Origin of the sequence: Pseudomonas sp. D1-1 (assembly GCF_051132225.1) — a bacterium.
Lineage (GTDB): Bacteria > Pseudomonadota > Gammaproteobacteria > Pseudomonadales > Pseudomonadaceae > Aquipseudomonas.
In genome coordinates, this window is sequence record NZ_CP071676.1 from 5,032,405 (window position 1) to 5,048,816 (window position 16,412).

General features: G+C 61.0%; 17 protein-coding genes. 7 read left to right on the plus strand and 10 right to left on the minus strand.

What is annotated here, in order from left to right; translation table 11 throughout:
* Positions 1 to 41: 41 nt before the first annotated feature.
* The 5 genes from J3P86_RS22700 to rplU form a co-directional block, all read right to left on the minus strand.
* On the minus strand, positions 42 to 506 hold the full coding sequence (locus J3P86_RS22700; protein ID WP_305498707.1) for a CreA family protein: 465 nt from the start codon (positions 504 to 506) through the stop codon (positions 42 to 44).
* Between the two features lie 9 nt (positions 507 to 515).
* Positions 516 to 1,634, minus strand: a complete 1,119-nt coding sequence (gene proB, locus J3P86_RS22705; protein ID WP_434698919.1) for a glutamate 5-kinase — start codon at positions 1,632 to 1,634, stop codon at positions 516 to 518.
* Between the two features lie 308 nt (positions 1,635 to 1,942).
* On the minus strand, positions 1,943 to 3,166 hold the full coding sequence (gene cgtA / locus J3P86_RS22710) for an Obg family GTPase CgtA (protein WP_434698921.1): 1,224 nt from the start codon (positions 3,164 to 3,166) through the stop codon (positions 1,943 to 1,945).
* A 190-nt stretch (positions 3,167 to 3,356) separates the two neighbouring features.
* Positions 3,357 to 3,614 (minus strand): 50S ribosomal protein L27, encoded by a 258-nt coding sequence (gene rpmA, locus J3P86_RS22715; protein ID WP_003205738.1) that lies wholly within the window; start codon positions 3,612 to 3,614, stop codon positions 3,357 to 3,359.
* 35 nt (positions 3,615 to 3,649) lie between these two features.
* Positions 3,650 to 3,964: a 50S ribosomal protein L21 gene (gene rplU, locus J3P86_RS22720; RefSeq protein WP_003176051.1), complete on the minus strand. Its 315-nt coding sequence runs from the start codon at positions 3,962 to 3,964 to the stop codon at positions 3,650 to 3,652.
* A gap of 239 nt (positions 3,965 to 4,203) precedes the next feature.
* On the opposite strand from rplU, the gene J3P86_RS22725 reads away from it, so the two are divergent.
* From J3P86_RS22725 to J3P86_RS22735, 3 genes are all read left to right on the plus strand, one after another.
* Positions 4,204 to 5,172 (plus strand): polyprenyl synthetase family protein, encoded by a 969-nt coding sequence (locus J3P86_RS22725; protein ID WP_305498703.1) that lies wholly within the window; start codon positions 4,204 to 4,206, stop codon positions 5,170 to 5,172.
* Between the two features lie 238 nt (positions 5,173 to 5,410).
* On the plus strand, positions 5,411 to 5,752 hold the full coding sequence (locus J3P86_RS22730; protein ID WP_030140290.1) for a zinc ribbon domain-containing protein YjdM: 342 nt from the start codon (positions 5,411 to 5,413) through the stop codon (positions 5,750 to 5,752).
* A gap of 192 nt (positions 5,753 to 5,944) precedes the next feature.
* The gene (locus J3P86_RS22735) at positions 5,945 to 6,202 is read left to right on the plus strand and encodes a PA4570 family protein (RefSeq protein ID WP_003205743.1); all 258 of its coding nucleotides are present in this window, start codon (positions 5,945 to 5,947) and stop codon (positions 6,200 to 6,202) included.
* A gap of 114 nt (positions 6,203 to 6,316) precedes the next feature.
* Here the strand turns inward: J3P86_RS22735 and J3P86_RS22740 are convergent, their stop codons facing one another.
* The 4 genes from J3P86_RS22740 to J3P86_RS22755 form a co-directional block, all read right to left on the minus strand.
* Positions 6,317 to 6,934, minus strand: coding sequence for an FKBP-type peptidyl-prolyl cis-trans isomerase (locus J3P86_RS22740; RefSeq protein WP_434628142.1), 618 nt, complete (start codon positions 6,932 to 6,934; stop codon positions 6,317 to 6,319).
* Positions 6,935 to 7,054: 120 nt separating this feature from the next.
* Positions 7,055 to 7,543: a TIGR00645 family protein gene (locus tag J3P86_RS22745; protein ID WP_047230159.1), complete on the minus strand. Its 489-nt coding sequence runs from the start codon at positions 7,541 to 7,543 to the stop codon at positions 7,055 to 7,057.
* A 118-nt stretch (positions 7,544 to 7,661) separates the two neighbouring features.
* Complete coding sequence (locus J3P86_RS22750) at positions 7,662 to 8,003, minus strand: hypothetical protein (RefSeq protein ID WP_434628139.1); 342 nt, start codon at positions 8,001 to 8,003, stop codon at positions 7,662 to 7,664.
* Positions 8,004 to 8,314: 311 nt separating this feature from the next.
* Positions 8,315 to 10,753, minus strand: coding sequence for a Lon protease family protein (locus tag J3P86_RS22755; protein ID WP_434628136.1), 2,439 nt, complete (start codon positions 10,751 to 10,753; stop codon positions 8,315 to 8,317).
* A 274-nt stretch (positions 10,754 to 11,027) separates the two neighbouring features.
* Here J3P86_RS22755 and J3P86_RS22760 point away from each other — a divergent pair, with 274 nt between their 5' ends.
* The 4 genes from J3P86_RS22760 (at position 11,028) to J3P86_RS22775 (ending at position 14,469) form a co-directional block, all read left to right on the plus strand.
* Positions 11,028 to 11,516, plus strand: coding sequence for a DUF3015 domain-containing protein (locus J3P86_RS22760; protein WP_030140293.1), 489 nt, complete (start codon positions 11,028 to 11,030; stop codon positions 11,514 to 11,516).
* Positions 11,517 to 11,606: 90 nt separating this feature from the next.
* On the plus strand, positions 11,607 to 13,460 hold the full coding sequence (locus J3P86_RS22765) for an Lnb N-terminal periplasmic domain-containing protein (RefSeq protein ID WP_434571710.1): 1,854 nt from the start codon (positions 11,607 to 11,609) through the stop codon (positions 13,458 to 13,460).
* 89 nt (positions 13,461 to 13,549) lie between these two features.
* Positions 13,550 to 13,906, plus strand: a complete 357-nt coding sequence (locus J3P86_RS22770; RefSeq protein WP_434655546.1) for a hypothetical protein — start codon at positions 13,550 to 13,552, stop codon at positions 13,904 to 13,906.
* A gap of 71 nt (positions 13,907 to 13,977) precedes the next feature.
* On the plus strand, positions 13,978 to 14,469 hold the full coding sequence (locus tag J3P86_RS22775) for a GreA/GreB family elongation factor (RefSeq protein ID WP_434628128.1): 492 nt from the start codon (positions 13,978 to 13,980) through the stop codon (positions 14,467 to 14,469).
* A gap of 257 nt (positions 14,470 to 14,726) precedes the next feature.
* Here J3P86_RS22775 and ettA read toward each other — a convergent pair whose 3' ends face one another.
* Positions 14,727 to 16,391 carry an energy-dependent translational throttle protein EttA gene (ettA, locus tag J3P86_RS22780; RefSeq protein WP_434698923.1) on the minus strand — a complete coding sequence of 555 codons (1,665 nt, stop codon included), beginning with the start codon at positions 16,389 to 16,391 and terminating at the stop codon, positions 14,727 to 14,729.
* Between the last annotated feature and the right edge of the window lie 21 nt (positions 16,392 to 16,412).

Genomic DNA, 16,412 nt, shown 5'->3' on the forward strand with positions numbered 1-16,412 from the left:
CATTCGCGAGCAGGCTCGCTCCCACAGTGGTTTTTGCGTGGTTATTGAGCCTTGGCCCAAGGCAGGATCGGAATCGCCGTCACCGCATTCTGCGGGCTACCCTCGATCACACGGTCGCTGTAGACCAGGTACACCAACGTATTGCGCTTCTTGTCGAGAAAACGCACCACCTGCATGGTCTTGAAGACCAGCGAGGTGCGCTCCCTGAAGACCTCCTCGCCATCCTTGAGCTCGCCCTTGAAGCTGATCGGCCCGACCTGGCGGCAGGCGATGGACGCCTCGGCGCGATCTTCGGCCAGCCCCAGGCCACCTTTTACGCCGCCGGTCTTGGCCCGCGACAGATAGCAGGTCACGCCATCGACCCTGGGATCATCGAACGCCTCGACCACGATCCGGTCGTTTGGCCCGACAAACTTGAACACCGTGGACACCTGCCCGATTTCCTCGGCAGAGGCCAATAGCGGCAGCGCCACCAGCAAGCCGATCAATCCTTTTGCCAAACCCATGATTTTTCCTTAGACGAGGATCAGGTTGTCACGGTGAACCAGCTCAGGCTCAGCCATGTAACCCAGCAGACCAACAATCGCATCAGACGATTGGCCGATGATTTTCTGTGCTTCCAGCGCGCTGTAGTTGGCCAGGCCCCGGGCAATCTCTCGACCATCCGGCGCTACGCAAACGACCATTTCGCCGCGGCGGAAGCTGCCCTGGACCAGCTTCACGCCTACCGGCAGCAGGCTTTTATTACCTTGGGACAGCGCCGACACGGCACCGGCGTCCAGCACCAGCGTGCCCCGGGTTTGCAGATGCCCGGCCAGCCACTGTTTGCGCGCCGCCAGCATGCCGCGCTCAGGCGACAGCAGCGTACCGATGCGCTCCCCGGCCTTGAGGCGATCCAGCACCCGCTCCAACCGACCGCCAACGATGATGGTATGGGCGCCAGAGCGCGCCGCCAGACGCGCCGCACGCAGCTTGGTCTGCATGCCGCCGCGCCCCAGGGCTCCGCCAGTGCCACCCGCCACCGCATCCAGCGCGGGATCGTCGGCTCGGGCTTCGTAGATCAGCCTGGCATCAGGGTTATTGCGCGGATCGGCGTCGAACATGCCGTCGCGATCCGTGAGAATCACCAGCAGGTCGGCTTCCACGAGGTTGGCTACCAGCGCCGCGAGCGTGTCGTTGTCGCCGAAACGGATTTCGTCGGTGACCACCGTGTCGTTCTCGTTGATCACCGGGATGACTTTCAGCTCCACCAACGCTCGCAGCGTACTACGGGCATTGAGATAACGCTTGCGGTCCGACAGGTCGTCGTGGGTCAGCAGGATCTGCGCCGTGTGGCGATCATGCTCGGCAAAGCTCGACTCCCACGCCTGCACCAGGCCCATCTGGCCAATGGCGGCAGCGGCCTGCAGTTCGTGCATCGCGCTGGGTCGCGACGTCCAGCCCAAACGGCTCATGCCGGCCGCCACGGCACCCGAGGAGACCAGTACCAGCTCGACGCCCGCCTCATGCAGGGCCACCATCTGCTCGACCCACACCGCCATCGCCTGGCGATCCAGGCCCTTGCCATCCGCCGTCAGCAGTGCGCTGCCGATCTTCACGACCCAGCGTTGCGCACCCGTCACCTTGCTCCGCATTTTCTTCAACCTTTGCCAGCGAACAGCGCGACCCAGCGCCACTCATGGGATTATTCGTATTTGCGTTTTTCAGATACCAAAACGCCGCTCGAATGAGCGGCGCCTTGAAAACCGGCCGACTGCGATGATAACACCGCGCCGAAACACTTGAACCTGCTCCCCATGCCAGACACCCGAGAAACCTTGTGGGAGCGAGCCTGCTCGCGATGGCATAGGGTGAGCAGCATGGATGCTAACTGACACACCGCCTTCGCGAGCAGGCTCGCTCCCACAGGTTCTGATCTCAAGCGGCCTGCATCAGCACCAGATCAGTCGCGAACGTAGATGATTTCCGGACCGTCTTCGTCATCCACATCCTCTTCGTCCCAATCGTCATCACCGATGTCATGGACCGACTTGACGCCGCTGCGGCGCAGGGCACGCTGGTCATCCAGCGCCTGCAACTGGGCGCGCGCCTCGTCTTCGATGCGCTGGTCGAGCTCGGCCAGTTCTTCCTTGTAGGCCGGATCATTGGCCAGGCGATCAGCACGATCTTCCAGGTAACGCATGATGTCGTGGCAAAGGCGCTCGGTGCCTTCTTTGGCAATGGCCGAGATCATGTAGACCGGACCTTCCCACTCCAGGCGATCAACGATTTCCTTGACCCGCTCTTCGTGCTCTTCTTCGAGGATCTGGTCGCACTTGTTGAGCACCAGCCAACGGTCGCGCTCGGCCAGGGCCGGGCTGAATTTGGTCAGCTCGTTGACGATAACCTCGGCGGCATCGGCGGCATCGGTTTCATCCAGCGGCGCCATGTCGACGAGGTGCAGCAACAGACGGGTGCGGGACAAATGCTTGAGGAAACGAATCCCCAGGCCAGCACCTTCGGAGGCACCTTCGATCAACCCCGGAATGTCGGCGATCACGAAGCTTTTCCAGCGATCGACACTGACCACGCCCAGGTTCGGCACCAGGGTGGTGAACGGGTAATCGGCGACTTTCGGCTTGGCCGCCGACACCGAGCGAATGAACGTACTCTTACCTGCGTTCGGCAGGCCCAGCAGACCGACGTCGGCCAGCACTTTCATTTCCAGCTTCAGGTCACGCTGCTCGCCTGGCTTGCCCGGCGTAGTCTGGCGCGGCGCGCGGTTGGTACTGGATTTGAAGCGGGTGTTACCCAGACCGTGCCAGCCGCCATGAGCCACCAGCAGGCGCTGACCAGCCTTGGTCAGGTCGCCGATGACCTCCTGGGTGGCGGAGTCGATTACTGTGGTACCGACCGGCACACGCAGGATCAGGTCTTCGCCCTTCTTGCCGGTGCAGTCGGTGCTGCCGCCGTTGGAACCACGCTCGGCATCGAAATGCCGGGTGTAACGGTAATCCACCAAGGTGTTGAGGTTTTCATCGGCGAGCATGTAGATCGAGCCGCCATCGCCCCCGTCACCACCGTTCGGACCACCGTTTTCAATGAATTTTTCCCGACGGAAACTCATGCAACCATTGCCGCCGTCGCCAGCCTTTACTCGAATCGATACTTCATCAACAAACTTCATGACACACGCCTCTCGCCGTACGGACGAGCCAAAAAAACAAGACATAAGACTCTTGCAAAAATGAGCGCAGCGACCTGAAAACACGCCCCAACCGCAGCGCCGACAGCCCATACAAACAGTTTTGCAAGAGACTCACCCCACAAACGAAAAAGCCCCGTCGCAAGACAGGGCTTTTCCAGCGGTCTCGCAATTAAGCTGCGATAACGCTTACGTAACGACGACCGAAGGCGCCTTTTACTTCGAACTTGATCACGCCTTCGACTTTAGCGAAGAGGGTGTGATCCTTGCCCATGCCAACGCCGTAGCCAGCGTGGAATTGGGTGCCGCGCTGACGCACGATGATGTTGCCCGCTTTGATAGCCTGGCCGCCATACATCTTCACGCCAAGGCGTTTGGCTTCTGAGTCGCGACCGTTACGGGTACTACCACCAGCTTTTTTGTGTGCCATGAGTTCAATTCTCCTAGTGAGGAATTAGGCTGGAATTAAGCCTGAATACCGGTGATTTTGATCTCGGTGTACCACTGGCGGTGGCCCATACGCTTCATGTGGTGCTTACGACGACGGAACTTGATGATGCGGACTTTATCGTGACGACCTTGGGAGATCACTTCAGCCACAACGGTAGCGCCAGCAACGACTGGAGCGCCGATATTCACGTCGTCGCCATTGGCGACCAACAGAACGCGATCAAAAGTCACGGATTCGCCGGTAGCGATTTCCAGTTTTTCGATCTTCAGGTATTCACCTGGGGCGACCTTGTATTGCTTGCCACCAGTAACAATTACTGCGTACGACATGGTATTTCTCCGATAATCCTGCTCACCCAGCGCTTTATAAGAAGAGGTATTGGCTGGCATGGCTGCATGGGCTGGAAGGCCCGGATGCAATTGCGTAAGGCAGGTGCTGCCCAGGAAGTTCAGGGTGCGCGATTGTACGCAAGCCGGCAGAGCCTTGCAAGTGGCCGTCTATCGCGCCTTGACACCTGCGGACGTGGGTCCTAGCATGCCGCGCAACCCTTCTGGAGCGCCTGTCGCTGATGCAACCCCAAGCTTTCTACCGCGCTGTGGCGGACGATTTTAGCGCCGTCGACGGTATCATCAAGAAGCAGCTGACTTCCCGAGTGCCGCTGGTATCGAAAATCGGCGACTACATCACTTCGGCCGGGGGCAAGCGCCTGCGTCCTCTATTGGTGCTTTTGTGCGGCAAGGCCCTGGGTCGCGAAGGCGACGACATGCGCCTGCTGGCCGCCACCATCGAATTTTTGCACACCGCGACGCTGCTGCATGACGACGTGGTCGACATGTCCGGCATGCGCCGTGGCCGCTCGACCGCCAACGCGATGTGGGGCAACGCCCCAAGCGTGCTGGTGGGCGACTTCCTGTATTCGCGCTCGTTCGAAATGATGGTCGAACTGGGCTCGATGCCGGTGATGAAGATTCTGTCCCAGGCCACGCGCATCATCGCCGAAGGCGAAGTGTTGCAGTTGTCCAAGGTCCGCGACGCCAGCACCACCGAAGAAACCTACATGGAAGTCATCCGCGGCAAGACCGCGATGCTCTTCGAAGCCTCGACTCACAGCGCCGCCGCCCTGGCCGGCGCCACCGCCGAGCAGAGCGAAGCCCTGCGCACCTTCGGCGATCACTTGGGCGTGGCGTTCCAACTGGTAGACGACCTGCTGGACTACAAGGGCGACGCCGACACCCTGGGCAAGAATGTCGGTGACGACCTGGCCGAAGGCAAGCCAACCCTGCCGCTGATCTACACCATGCGCGAAGGCACGCCGGAACAGGCCGCGCTGGTCCGCCAGGCGATCCAGAAAGGCGGGATTGAGGATCTGGAAAGCATCCGTGCGGCGGTTGAAGCTTCCGGTTCGCTGGACTACACCGCAACCCTGGCCCGGGACTACGTTGCCCGTGCGATCAAGTGCCTCGACGCCCTGCCGGCCAGCGAATACCGCGACGCGCTGGTGGAACTGAGCGAATTTGCGGTGGCGCGTACGCACTGACACCCAAGGAGCTTTTTTGTGGCGAGGGGATTTATCCCCGCTGGGCTGCGAAGCAGCCCTAAAAGCTATATTCCGGTGTTCCAGGTAGATTGGTTTGAGCTCTCTTGGGGCTGCTGCGCAGCCCAGCGGGGATAAATCCCCTCGCCACAGGTTCTCCGAACGCAGTACCATCCCTCTTTCGCAACAAAACCCTATACAATGTGCGCCCTTTTGATCTCCTGATACCCAAGGAACCTTAGTGAGCACGTTGCCTCCCTGCCCGAAATGCAATTCCGAATACACCTACGAAGACGGTACTCAACTGGTCTGCCCGGAGTGTGCCCACGAATGGTCCGCCAGCGGCGAAGCTGAAGCGCCGTCCGACGATACGGTGAAAAAAGATTCGGTCGGCAACGTCCTGCAGGACGGCGATACCATCACCGTGATCAAGGACCTCAAGGTCAAGGGCACTTCGCTGGTGGTCAAGGTCGGCACCAAGGTGAAGAATATCCGCCTGTGCGATGGCGACCACGACATCGACTGCAAGATCGACGGCATCGGCCCGATGAAGCTCAAATCCGAGTTCGTCAGAAAGGTCTGAACCTGTCACACGTGCATCCCGCGTCACGCGCGGGATGCTGCTTCGCCCCCATCGTTTCGCCAGGCCCGCCAGTTGCGGATGACCTGAGCCATCCCAACCCATCGTCAGAAAAACCCGCGTTGCGCCAATAGAGACTTGCTATTTAGCGAATAAGAATTATTCTCATCGAACCCCATCAAGGAGATGAGAACCATGACTTATTTGATCGATGCCTGGCTGGACCGCCCACATCCCTACCTCAGAATCCTGCATCGGGAAACCGGCGAAGTCTGTGCGGTGCTCGAAGAAGAAGCCTTGAACGAGCTGCAGGACCAAGGCGACCTGGACCTCAACAGCCTCAATTCCAGTGAGCCGCTGGTGCTCAAGGAGCTGGTGCGTAACCTGTTCCTGTTCTGCTACGCCCGGGCGTTGCGCCCGACGGGTGATTTCAGTGGCAGGTTCCATGGATGAAGCAGCAAACCCTGTGGGAGCGAGCCTGCTCGCGAAGACGGTAGGTCAGTCGATATCAATGTTCGATGACACACCGCTTCGCGAACAGGCTCGCTCCCCCAAAAGGCAATTGCCTTACAGAACGTCCAACAGCTCGACGTCAAACACCAGCACGCTGTGCGGTGGAATGCTGCCAACGCCCTGGGCGCCGTAGGCCAGTTCGCTCGGCACGTACAGGCGCCATTTGCTGCCGGCGTTCATCAGTTGCAGCGCTTCGGTCCAGCCCGGGATCACGCCACCTACCGGGAATTCGGCTGGCTGGCCACGATCGTAGGAGCTGTCGAACACAGTGCCGTCGATCAGGGTGCCATGGTAGTGGGTACGCACCTGGTCTTCGCGAGTCGGCTTGGCGCCTTCGCCCTGGGTCAGCACTTCGAACTGCAGGCCGGACGCCAGGGTGGTGATGCCTTCGCGCTTGGCGTTTTCGACCAGGAATGCACGGCCTTCGCCAGCAGCGGCTTCAGCCTTGGCGGCGGCTTCGGCCTGCATGATTTCGCGGATCACCTTGAAGCTTGCGGACATCTCGTCCTGGCCCACGCGGCTCGGCTTGCCGGCGAAAGCGTCGGTCAGGCCGGCGAGGATCGCGTCCAGGCTGACGCCCGGCGGCGGGTTGTCGCGCAGTTGGTCGCCCAACTGACGGCCGATGCCGTAGCTGACGCGGGTTTCGTCGGTGGACAGGTTAACTTCGGACATGCTGCTGCTCCGCTGTGCGGACGGCTCGGGAACGTGCCGTGCGTGACACAGCGCCTCCCGGAGCGCCCGGAACCAAAAGGGCGAGCAGACTAGCACAGATGCCGCCGCCCGTGACGAACCTCAATGCTTGGTCAGTTTGTCCAGATAGCCCATGGCGAATGCCGAGACCACGAAGGTCATGTGGATGATCACGTACCACATCAGGTGCTCGGGATCGACGTTCTTGGCGTCCATGAAAATACGCAGCAAGTGGATGGACGAAATGGCAACGATCGACGCCGCGACTTTCATCTTCAGCGACGAGGAATCCATGGTGCCCAGCCAGTTGAGCTTTTCCTTGTCGGAGTCGATGTCCAGTTGCGAGACGAAGTTCTCGTAGCCGGAAATCATCACCATCACCAGCAGGCCGCCTACCAGCGCCATGTCGATCAGCGACAACAGCACCAGGATCAGCTCGGACTCGGCCATGGCAAATACGTTGGGAATGATATGAAAGACTTCCTGGAAGAATTTCAGTGCCAGGGCCAGCAAGCCCAGGGACAACCCGAAGTAGATCGGCGCCAGTAGCCAACGGGAGGCATACATTGCATTTTCGATAAAGCGTTCCATTGAGTCTCACACCTGGGCTGAAAAATCGCGGCGAGTATATCAGCCACGACCCGCCCCACAAACGCCGCCCCCTTCCTGGGGCCCGACGCTTGTGTCAAGACTTTACCGCGCTGAAGGCTCAATGCAGCGGGCGATATTCGACGCCGCCGACGTTGCGACAACGGCCTCCGTTGATTTCCCGTAGCTGTGCCTGCATGTGCAGCGACCAGATCTGCGGATCATCAGCCAGCTCATAACCGTGCAATGTCAGGTTCTGGACGATGGTGTCGAGGAGGGTTTCAGCGGCAGTCGGGCCAGGGAACGGCCCTTGGGCCTTGATCGCGGTAGGTTGCTCGCCGGCCATTCCGGCGGCGAACAGTACAGTCCACATGCCGGTGTTGCCAGCGAGCGGACGAACGGCGCATTCGATACGGGTCACCAGACCCAGGCAGTGGCGAGTAAGACAAAGGTTGCGCGACATGGCGGCGCCCCTCGGTAGATCCGGTATTCAGCCCGGGAAGGCTGTTTCGATCCAATGATGGCTCTCGTTATCCTTGAACTGAGGATAGGAGAAAAGTTCCGGCCGCAAGGGATTTCGAGACCAGAATGCGCCGAGCGGTCATAGTGTGAATATTGACGCCAAACTGGTGACGCACAGTCGAAATAACCCACGAAACAATGTGGGAGCGAGCTTGGTCGCGATAGCGGTTTGACAGTCAAAAAACTGTGACTGAAACTCCGCTATCGCGAGCAAGCTCGCTCCCACAGGGTCTTGCGGCGGTCAGGAAAGCGTTACGCAGGCTTCGCCTCCGCCAGGGCCTGCTGGGCCATTTCCTTTTCCGCTTCCTTGATGTCGTCTTCGCTGATCATTTCCGCGATCACCCGTAGCCGCTCCACCACGCGAGCGTTGACGCTGCCCTCCGGGAACTCGCCGTTTTCATCCGGCTCACCGGCAGGTTCGCCCACCAGCAGGCTCAATGCCTCGTCGGCCTGGCGCACGGCATAGACGTGGAACTGCCCCGCTCGCACCGCGGCCAGCACCTTCTCGTCGAGCATCAGGGTCGCAACGTTGGCCTGCGGGATGATCGCACCCTGCTCTCCCGTCAGCCCGCGGGCTTCGCAGAGGCGGAAGAACCCTTCGATCTTCTCGTTGACCCCACCGACCGCCTGCACTTCGCCGAACTGGTTGATCGAACCGGTGATGGCGAAGCACTGCTTCAACGGCGTCTTCGACAGGGCCGAGATCAACGTGCAAGCCTCGCCCAGGGAGGCGCTGTCACCGTCCACATAACCGTAGGATTGCTCCAGGGCGATGCTGGCCGAAATCGCCAGGGGGAATTCCTGGGCATAACGGCTGCCCAGGTACCCGGTGAGGATCATCACACCCTTGGAGTGGATCGGCTGGCCGAGGTTGACCTCACGCTCGATGTCGACGATACCGCTGCCGCCCGGGTACACCGTGGCGGAAATCCGCGCCGGCACGCCAAACGCCGAATCCCCCACTTCCAGCACGGTCAGCCCGTTGCACTTGCCCACGGCCGCGCCGTCGGTATCGATCAGGATGATCCCGGCCAGCATGTCGTCGAGGATCCGCGCCGAAACCCGTCCGGTGCGAGTCGCCTTGGCCTTGAGGGCGCGCTCGATGTGGCCGGCATCGGTCATGTCATCGCCGGCCAACTGCCGGATGAAGTCCGCTTCGCTGACCAATTGGAACAGATCACCGATCCGCGCCGACAGGCGCCCCTGATGCTCCGCCAGGCGCGCGCTGTAAGTGGCCAGGCGCGCCACCGCATCGGCGGTAAGCGGGGCCATGCCCTCCTCCGAGGTTCGGGTCTTGAGCAACTGGGCAAACTGCTCCAGGCTCTCGTCGCCCATCGGGATGTCTTCGTCGAAGTCCACCAGCACGCGAAACATTTCCTGGAAGTCCGAATCCAGGTCCTGCAACGCGTAGTACAGCTGGCGGGCGCCGATGATCACCACCTTGACCTGCAACGGAATATGTTGCGGCGTCAGGGTGACCGTCGCCAGCCGCCCCAGCTCACCCAACGGCGACTCCATCTTCAGCTTGCGCGATTGCAGGGCGCGCTTGAGCGCATCCCACACGAACGGCTCGCCGAGCATCTTTTCCGCCTCAAGAATCAGGAACCCGCCGTTGGCCCGGTGCAAGGCACCCGGGCGCAACTGCCGATACGTGGTGTAGAGCGCGCCCTGATCGGTGCTGTACTCGATGCGCCCGAACAGGTTGTCGTAGGTCGGGTGCGGTTCGAACACCACCGGCGCGCCACCGCTCGCCGGATGCCCCACCACCAGGCTCGGCGCGTATTGCTCCTCGAGCAATTTGCGGGCGACGGCGTCGGTCTTGCTGTCGTCGACCAATTGCTCGACCACGGTCTTGAGCAGGTAGACCTGCATGGCCTGCAGGTAGCCGCAGACGGCGGCATTCTCGGCGTATTTTTCCGAGAGCGGCGCGAGCAACGGCTGCAAGGCCAGGGTGATGGTTTCTTCGTTGAGCTGGCGCAGTTGGTTGTTGGATTCGCGTTTCCACTGCGGCAGGCTGGCGAGCTCTTCGTTCAGACGCTCCTCCAGATTGGAAATGTCCTCATGGAAGCGCTCGCGATCGGCCTCTGGCAACTGGGCGAACTCCGCTTCATCCAGGGCCTTGCCTTCGCTCATCGGCGTAAAGGCGATGTTGCTGCTGTCACGGTACAGCGCGACATCCTTTTCCAAAGCCAGGCGCTCGATCACATCGAGGGCGCGGTCGTAGCGCTGATTGAAGGCGCGGTCGATCGCGCTTTTTTTCTGTTGGTAGGACGGATGCTCGAACACCGCCGGAAAAGTCGCCAGCAGATTGTCGATCAGGCCATTGATGTCGGCGATGAATGCCCCGGCCGTGCCCGACGGCAATTCCAGGGCACGCGGCTCGCGAGGCTCGTCGAAGTTATTGACATAGACCCAGTCCGCCGGGGTCTGCATGCGCTTGCCCTCGGCCTTGAGGTAGCGTTTGACGAACGAGAACCGACCGGTGCCGGGCTCGCCCATGACAAAGACGTTGTAACCGGGGCGTGGCATCGCCACACCGAACTGCAAGGCTTCGACCGCGCGTTCCTGGCCAAGCACACCGCGAAAGGGCTCCAGATCATTGGTGGTAGAGAAGCTGAACTGTTCAGCGGAAAACGGACGGGTCAGCGCTTCGGGCGCTAGACGCAAGCTGGCAGCAACAGGATCAGGCATCGGGCTTCCTTACATCAGGCGGGGCAGATAGCGGCATTCTGGCGCTGCCCATGCCTGACTGGCAAGGAGCGCCTCAGGCCGAAGCATAGTCGACGGCCCCACCACCGGCAGAAGCCCGTAAACAGGTGATTTCAAATAATGTTTTTGCAAAATGTCACGGAACCCTCGGAACGTGCCTAAACTCCAAACTGCGCGGCTGGAACAATAACCGGCCCACTGGCTGCTGTAGGGGCCAGACCCTGTCCATTGGTATGCACATAAAGAGAACATAGCTATGAAACGGATTCTTCTCGGTACTCTCTTCACCGCTGTATCCATCAACGCCATGGCTCAGGCCCCGGGCGGCCCGGATTGCGGTTGGGGCAACATGCTGTTCGAAGGCCAGCGTGGCACCCCGGCGCATTTCCTCGCATCCACCACCAACGGCACCTCCGGCAACGCCACCTTCGGCATGACCTCCGGCACCAACGGCTGCTCGACCAACGCGGCACTGACCTACGGTGGCAAGTCCTGGCTGGCCATGAATGGCATGATGAACGAGCTGTCCGAAGACATGGCCAAGGGTCAGGGTGAAGCACTGACCACCTACGCCGTGGTACTGGGCGTGGCGCCGGAAGACCGCGCGCACTTCTCCGCTGTGACCCACGAGCACTTCCAGCAGATCTTCAGCAAGGCTGACGTGACCGCCGAAGACGTGCATACCAACACCCTGGCCGTGCTGAAAAACGACCCTCGCCTGGCCAAGTACGCTACTCAAGCTTAAGCTCGATATCACTCGCTCCTTTCGGGGAGCGGGTTTTTTCTTTTTGGGGCCCCTTCGGTCTTTATTTTTCGACTTTCCAAGTAGCCGACTATGCTCAAACGCCTTGCCTGGCTGGCGCTCTGTGTGTGCGCCCCGCTGTCCGCCGCGCCTCATGTCGATCCTCAACGTTTGCAGCAACTGGCCAATGACCGCTTCTGGATTTCCCTGGGTCACTACGAAACGGCCAAGCTCGGTGGCTGGCGCAGCTATGTCAGCGATCGCAAGTTTTTCCTCGCACCCGACGGCAATGAACATCCCGACCGTGAGCTGACCGCCACGCTGCAAGCCTTGTACGGCCCGGCCAGTGCCGGCCAGCAACATGCCCAGTGCGTGTACCCGGCGCGAACGCGCTGGCTCAAGGCGCAGCTCAACCTGACGGACCTGCCGGCGGTCAATTGCAGCGAATTCACTCAGTGGTTCAAGGACGTATCGCCCCACAGCGCGGTGATGATTTTCCCCGCCGCGTACCTGAACAGCCCTTCCTCGATGTTCGGCCATACCTTGCTACGCATCGACCAGGCCGACGTGCAAAGCGACAAGACCGCCCTGCTCAGCTACGCAATCAACTTCGGCGCCTACATCGAGGGCTCCGACAACAGCCTGCTCTACGCCTGGAAGGGCTTGATGGGCGGCTACCCAGGACTGTTCGCCCTGGTGCCGTACCAGGAAAAACTCTCCGAGTACCGTAGCCTGGAGAACCGCGACCTGTGGGAATACCGTCTCAACCTGAGCCAGGCGGAAACCGAACGCATGGTCGAGCATGTGTGGGAACTCAAGCAGATCCAGTTCGACTATTTCTTCTTCGATGAAAACTGCTCCTATCGCCTTCTCGAACTGCTGCAGGTGGCGCGTCCGAGCCTGCGCCTGACCGAGCAGTTCCCGCTGACGGCGATCCCCACCGACACTGTCAAGGCGGTGAAAGAAGCCGGACTGGTGGAAAGCATCCAGTACCGGCCGTCCCGCGAGCGAGAGCTGCTCAGCCGCGCCGAGCCGCTCAGCGACGACGAGCAGCAATGGGTACAGAAAGTCAGCGCCGACCAGCAGCAACTGCAAGCGCCGGCATTCAAGGCGCTGCCGCGTCAACGCCAGGCCCTGATCATCGATGCCGCCTATCGCCTGGAGCGCTATCGCGCCAACGGCCAGGAACGTGACCCACAGCGGGCCCAGCGCAGCTTCGAACTGCTGCGGGCGATCAACCGCAATCCCGCGCCGGAACTGGACATCCCGCAACCCGGCCTGCCCGAGGATGGTCATGAGTCGCGCACCTGGCAGGCTGGCCTGGGTACGCGAGGCGATCGTGCGTTCGGTGAATACGGCCTGCGCATGGCCTATCACGACCTCAACGACAACGCCGAGAGTTTCCCGCTCGGCGCACAGATCGAGATCCTGCAATTGAAGCTGCGCCAGTACGAAGGCAACGATTGGCAGCTACAACAACTGGACCTGGCGACCATTCGCTCGCTGACCCCGCGCAATGAGTTGCTGCAGCCGCTGTCCTGGCAGGTTACCGGTGGCCTGGAGCGGGTGCCTGGCAAACACGACGATGAAACCCTGGTCAGCCACGTCAACGGCGGCGCCGGTGGTACCTGGGCCTTGGGTGAGGATGTGCTGGGCTTTGCCCTGGGCACGGTGCGGGTCGAGCACAATAACGACTTCGCCCAGTTCATCGCCCCGGCCGCCGGCTTCAACAGCGGCGTGCTGTGGAAAAACCCACTGGGCAACCTGAGCCTCGAAGCAAAGGGCGATTACTTCGTCAACGGCGAAGTGCGCCGTAGCCTGAGCCTGAATCAGCAGTGGGAATTGTCGCGCAACCTCGGTCTGCGCCTGAGCGCCCAGCGCGAATTCAGCCAATTGGCTTCGCCGGAAACCGAGGTGATGCTCGAAGTGAAGTGGTACCACTACTGAACGAACGGAATGATCACCGCGCTTTCACGCCTTTCTGACGAATCCGCTTCTAGACTTGCCTTACAAGTGGATCCGGCAGGCAGGCAGACATGAGGCGCGCGGCAGTGGTACTGGGTGTGTTGATGTTGCTCGGTGGCTGCGAAACCACCCACGAGGATCTGATCGCCCGAGGTTATCCACCGGCCTTCGCCGATGGCTTCGATGACGGTTGCAGCAGTGGCCGGCAAGCCGCCGGCGCAATCACTGGCCAATTCCGGAAAGACGTGCCGCGTTATCTCAAGGACGCCCACTACGCCGAAGGCTGGAGCGATGGCTTTCGGCAGTGCCAGGCCATGCGCGAGAGCCAAGAGCGTGACGCCTACCGCGAGCGCCATTGGGACGACCGCGAACGGGCCTGGCAACAGGAGAAAGATCGGGACGCCGCCCGGGCTTATCGCTCGCCGTGAGTCGCGTACAGACATTCGTCGAAACCAAAACCCTGCGACCATGGCCCAAACTCCACTACAAGGAGATCATCATGAGTCGCGCCTTCGTCAACGAAGACAACGCCGCCGCCCAGGCCGATCAACCGGTCGAGCGTCAGGTCAGCACGCAACCCAACTACGTCACACCCGCCGGGCTTGCCCAGCTACAGGCGCGTGTCGCCGAGTTGCAAGCACTGCACAGCCAACAGACAGCCCAGGGCGAGCAGGCGGACAAGCAGCGTATCGCCGACCTCGAACGGGACCTGCGGTATTTCAATCAGCGGCTGCAGAGCGCGCAAGTCGTCACCTTGAGCAAATGTGATCAGGTGCGAATCGGACATTGGGTGACATTCGCCGATGAGCACGACCAGGCGCAACGAGTGCAACTGGTGGGTGAAGACCAGGCCGATGCCGCCAATGGATTGATCAATTGGGGTTCGCCGCTGGGGCGGGCCTTGCTGGGGGCGAAGATCGGGGATGAGGTGGTGTGGAAGCGGCCGGTGGGGGATGTGGCGATCGAGGTGCTGGAAATAGAGCTCGGGTGATGTTGCTGGCCTCATGTGGGAGCGAGCTTGCTCGCGATGGCGGTGGGTCAGTCATTATCGTTCAACTGATCTGACGCCTTCGCGAGCGGGCTCGCTCCCACAGGGTTCGATGTCAGCCAGGTATCTTGCGGCCACCCAAAACCAATGTGGGAGCGAGCCGGCTCGCGATGGCGGTGGGTCAGTCAATTATCTTTCAACTGATCTGACGCCTTCGCGAGCGGGCTCGCTCCCACAGGGTTACTGCTTAGCCGGGCGAATCAAGCCAGCTTCTTGTGCCGTACACGATGCGGCTGGGCAGCGGCTTCGCCGAGGCGCTTCTTGCGATCGGCTTCGTACTCGGTGTAGTTGCCTTCGAAGAACACCGCTTGCGAGTCGTCTTCGTACGCCAGGATGTGCGTCGCGACGCGGTCAAGGAACCACCGGTCGTGGGAGATCACAATGGCCGCGCCCGGGAAGTCCAGCAGGGCCTCTTCCAGGGAACGCAGGGTTTCGACGTCGAGGTCGTTGGACGGTTCGTCGAGCAGCAGGACGTTGCCACCCTCCTTCAAGGTCAGCGCCAGGTGCAAGCGACCACGCTCACCACCGGACAGATCCTTGACGAATTTCTGCTGATCGCCACCCTTGAAGTTGAAGCGCCCCACGTAGGTACGCGACGGGATTTCGTAGCTGCCGATGCGGATCTGGTCGGAGCCGTCGGAAATCTGCTGGAACACCGTCTTGCTGCCGTCCAGGTCGTCGCGGCTCTGGTCGACGCAGGCCAGCTGCACGGTTTCACCGATTTCGATGGTGCCCGAATCCGGCGTTTCCTTGCCCATCAGCATGCGGAACAGCGTGGATTTACCGGCGCCGTTACCACCGATCACGCCGACGATGGCGCCCTTGGGCATGGAGAACGACAGGTTGTCGATCAACACGCGGTCGCCGTAGCCCTTGGTGACGTTCTTGAACTCGATGACCTTGTCACCCAGGCGTGGGCCGGCCGGGATGTAGATCTCGTTGGTTTCGCTGCGCTTCTGGAATTCCTGGGACTGCATTTCCTCGAAGCGTTGCAGACGCGCCTTGGATTTGGACTGACGAGCCTTGGCGCCTTTGCGCACCCACTCCAGTTCTTCCTTCATGGCTTTTTCATGCGCCGATTGCTGCTTGGACTCCTGGGCCAGACGATCGGATTTGGCCTCCAGCCAGCCCGAATAGTTGCCTTCGTATGGAATGCCTGCGCCACGGTCGAGCTCCAGGATCCAGCCGGCAACGTTGTCCAGGAAGTACCGGTCGTGCGTGATCGCAACCACGGTGCCAGGGAAATCGTGCAGGAAGTGTTCGAGCCAGGCGACGGAATCGGCGTCCAGGTGGTTGGTCGGTTCGTCGAGCAGCAGCATGTCCGGGGCGGACAGCAGCAAGCGGCACAGCGCCACGCGGCGCTTTTCACCGCCGGACAGGTGCTCGACCTTGGCGTCCCAGGCTGGCAGGCGCAGTGCATCGGCGGCGACTTCCAGCTGACGGTCCAGGTTGTGGCCATCGCTGGCCTGCAGGATCGCTTCGAGCTTGGCCTGCTCGGCGGCCAGCTTGTCGAAATCGGCGTCCGGATCGGCGTAGGCGGCGTAGACCTCGTCCAGGCGCGCCTGGGCGTCCTTGATCACGCTGACCGCTTCCTCGACCACTTCGCGAACGGTCTTGGTCGGATCCAGCTGAGGCTCCTGCGGCAGGTAGCCGATGTTCAGGTCAGGCATCGGACAGGCTTCGCCGTCGAATTCGTTGTCGACGCCAGCCATGATTTTCAGCAGCGTGGACTTACCCGAACCGTTGAGGCCCAGCACGCCGATCTTGGCGCCGGGGAAAAATGACAGCGAAATGTTTTTCAGGATTTCCCGCTTCGGCGGAACAACTTTGCTCAGCCGATGCATGGTGAAGACGTATTGAGCCATGGTGAACCTAGCGTCAGTGAC

Bases quoted from the DNA above. Each gene is read 5' to 3' on its own strand.
- J3P86_RS22700 (WP_305498707.1), bottom strand. From the start codon at position 506: ATGGGTTTGGCAAAAGGATTGATCGGCTTGCTGGTGGCGCTGCCGCTA.
- proB (WP_434698919.1), bottom strand. From the start codon at position 1,634: ATGCGGAGCAAGGTGACGGGTGCGCAACGCTGGGTCGTGAAGATCGGC.
- cgtA (WP_434698921.1), bottom strand. From the start codon at position 3,166: ATGAAGTTTGTTGATGAAGTATCGATTCGAGTAAAGGCTGGCGACGGC.
- rpmA (WP_003205738.1), bottom strand. From the start codon at position 3,614: ATGGCACACAAAAAAGCTGGTGGTAGTACCCGTAACGGTCGCGACTCA.
- rplU (WP_003176051.1), bottom strand. From the start codon at position 3,964: ATGTCGTACGCAGTAATTGTTACTGGTGGCAAGCAATACAAGGTCGCC.
- J3P86_RS22725 (WP_305498703.1), top strand. From the start codon at position 4,204: ATGCAACCCCAAGCTTTCTACCGCGCTGTGGCGGACGATTTTAGCGCC.
- J3P86_RS22735 (WP_003205743.1), top strand. From the start codon at position 5,945: ATGACTTATTTGATCGATGCCTGGCTGGACCGCCCACATCCCTACCTC.
- J3P86_RS22740 (WP_434628142.1), bottom strand. From the start codon at position 6,934: ATGTCCGAAGTTAACCTGTCCACCGACGAAACCCGCGTCAGCTACGGC.
- J3P86_RS22745 (WP_047230159.1), bottom strand. From the start codon at position 7,543: ATGGAACGCTTTATCGAAAATGCAATGTATGCCTCCCGTTGGCTACTG.
- J3P86_RS22750 (WP_434628139.1), bottom strand. From the start codon at position 8,003: ATGTCGCGCAACCTTTGTCTTACTCGCCACTGCCTGGGTCTGGTGACC.
- J3P86_RS22755 (WP_434628136.1), bottom strand. From the start codon at position 10,753: ATGCCTGATCCTGTTGCTGCCAGCTTGCGTCTAGCGCCCGAAGCGCTG.
- J3P86_RS22760 (WP_030140293.1), top strand. From the start codon at position 11,028: ATGAAACGGATTCTTCTCGGTACTCTCTTCACCGCTGTATCCATCAAC.
- J3P86_RS22765 (WP_434571710.1), top strand. From the start codon at position 11,607: ATGCTCAAACGCCTTGCCTGGCTGGCGCTCTGTGTGTGCGCCCCGCTG.
- J3P86_RS22770 (WP_434655546.1), top strand. From the start codon at position 13,550: ATGAGGCGCGCGGCAGTGGTACTGGGTGTGTTGATGTTGCTCGGTGGC.
- J3P86_RS22775 (WP_434628128.1), top strand. From the start codon at position 13,978: ATGAGTCGCGCCTTCGTCAACGAAGACAACGCCGCCGCCCAGGCCGAT.
- ettA (WP_434698923.1), bottom strand. From the start codon at position 16,391: ATGGCTCAATACGTCTTCACCATGCATCGGCTGAGCAAAGTTGTTCCG.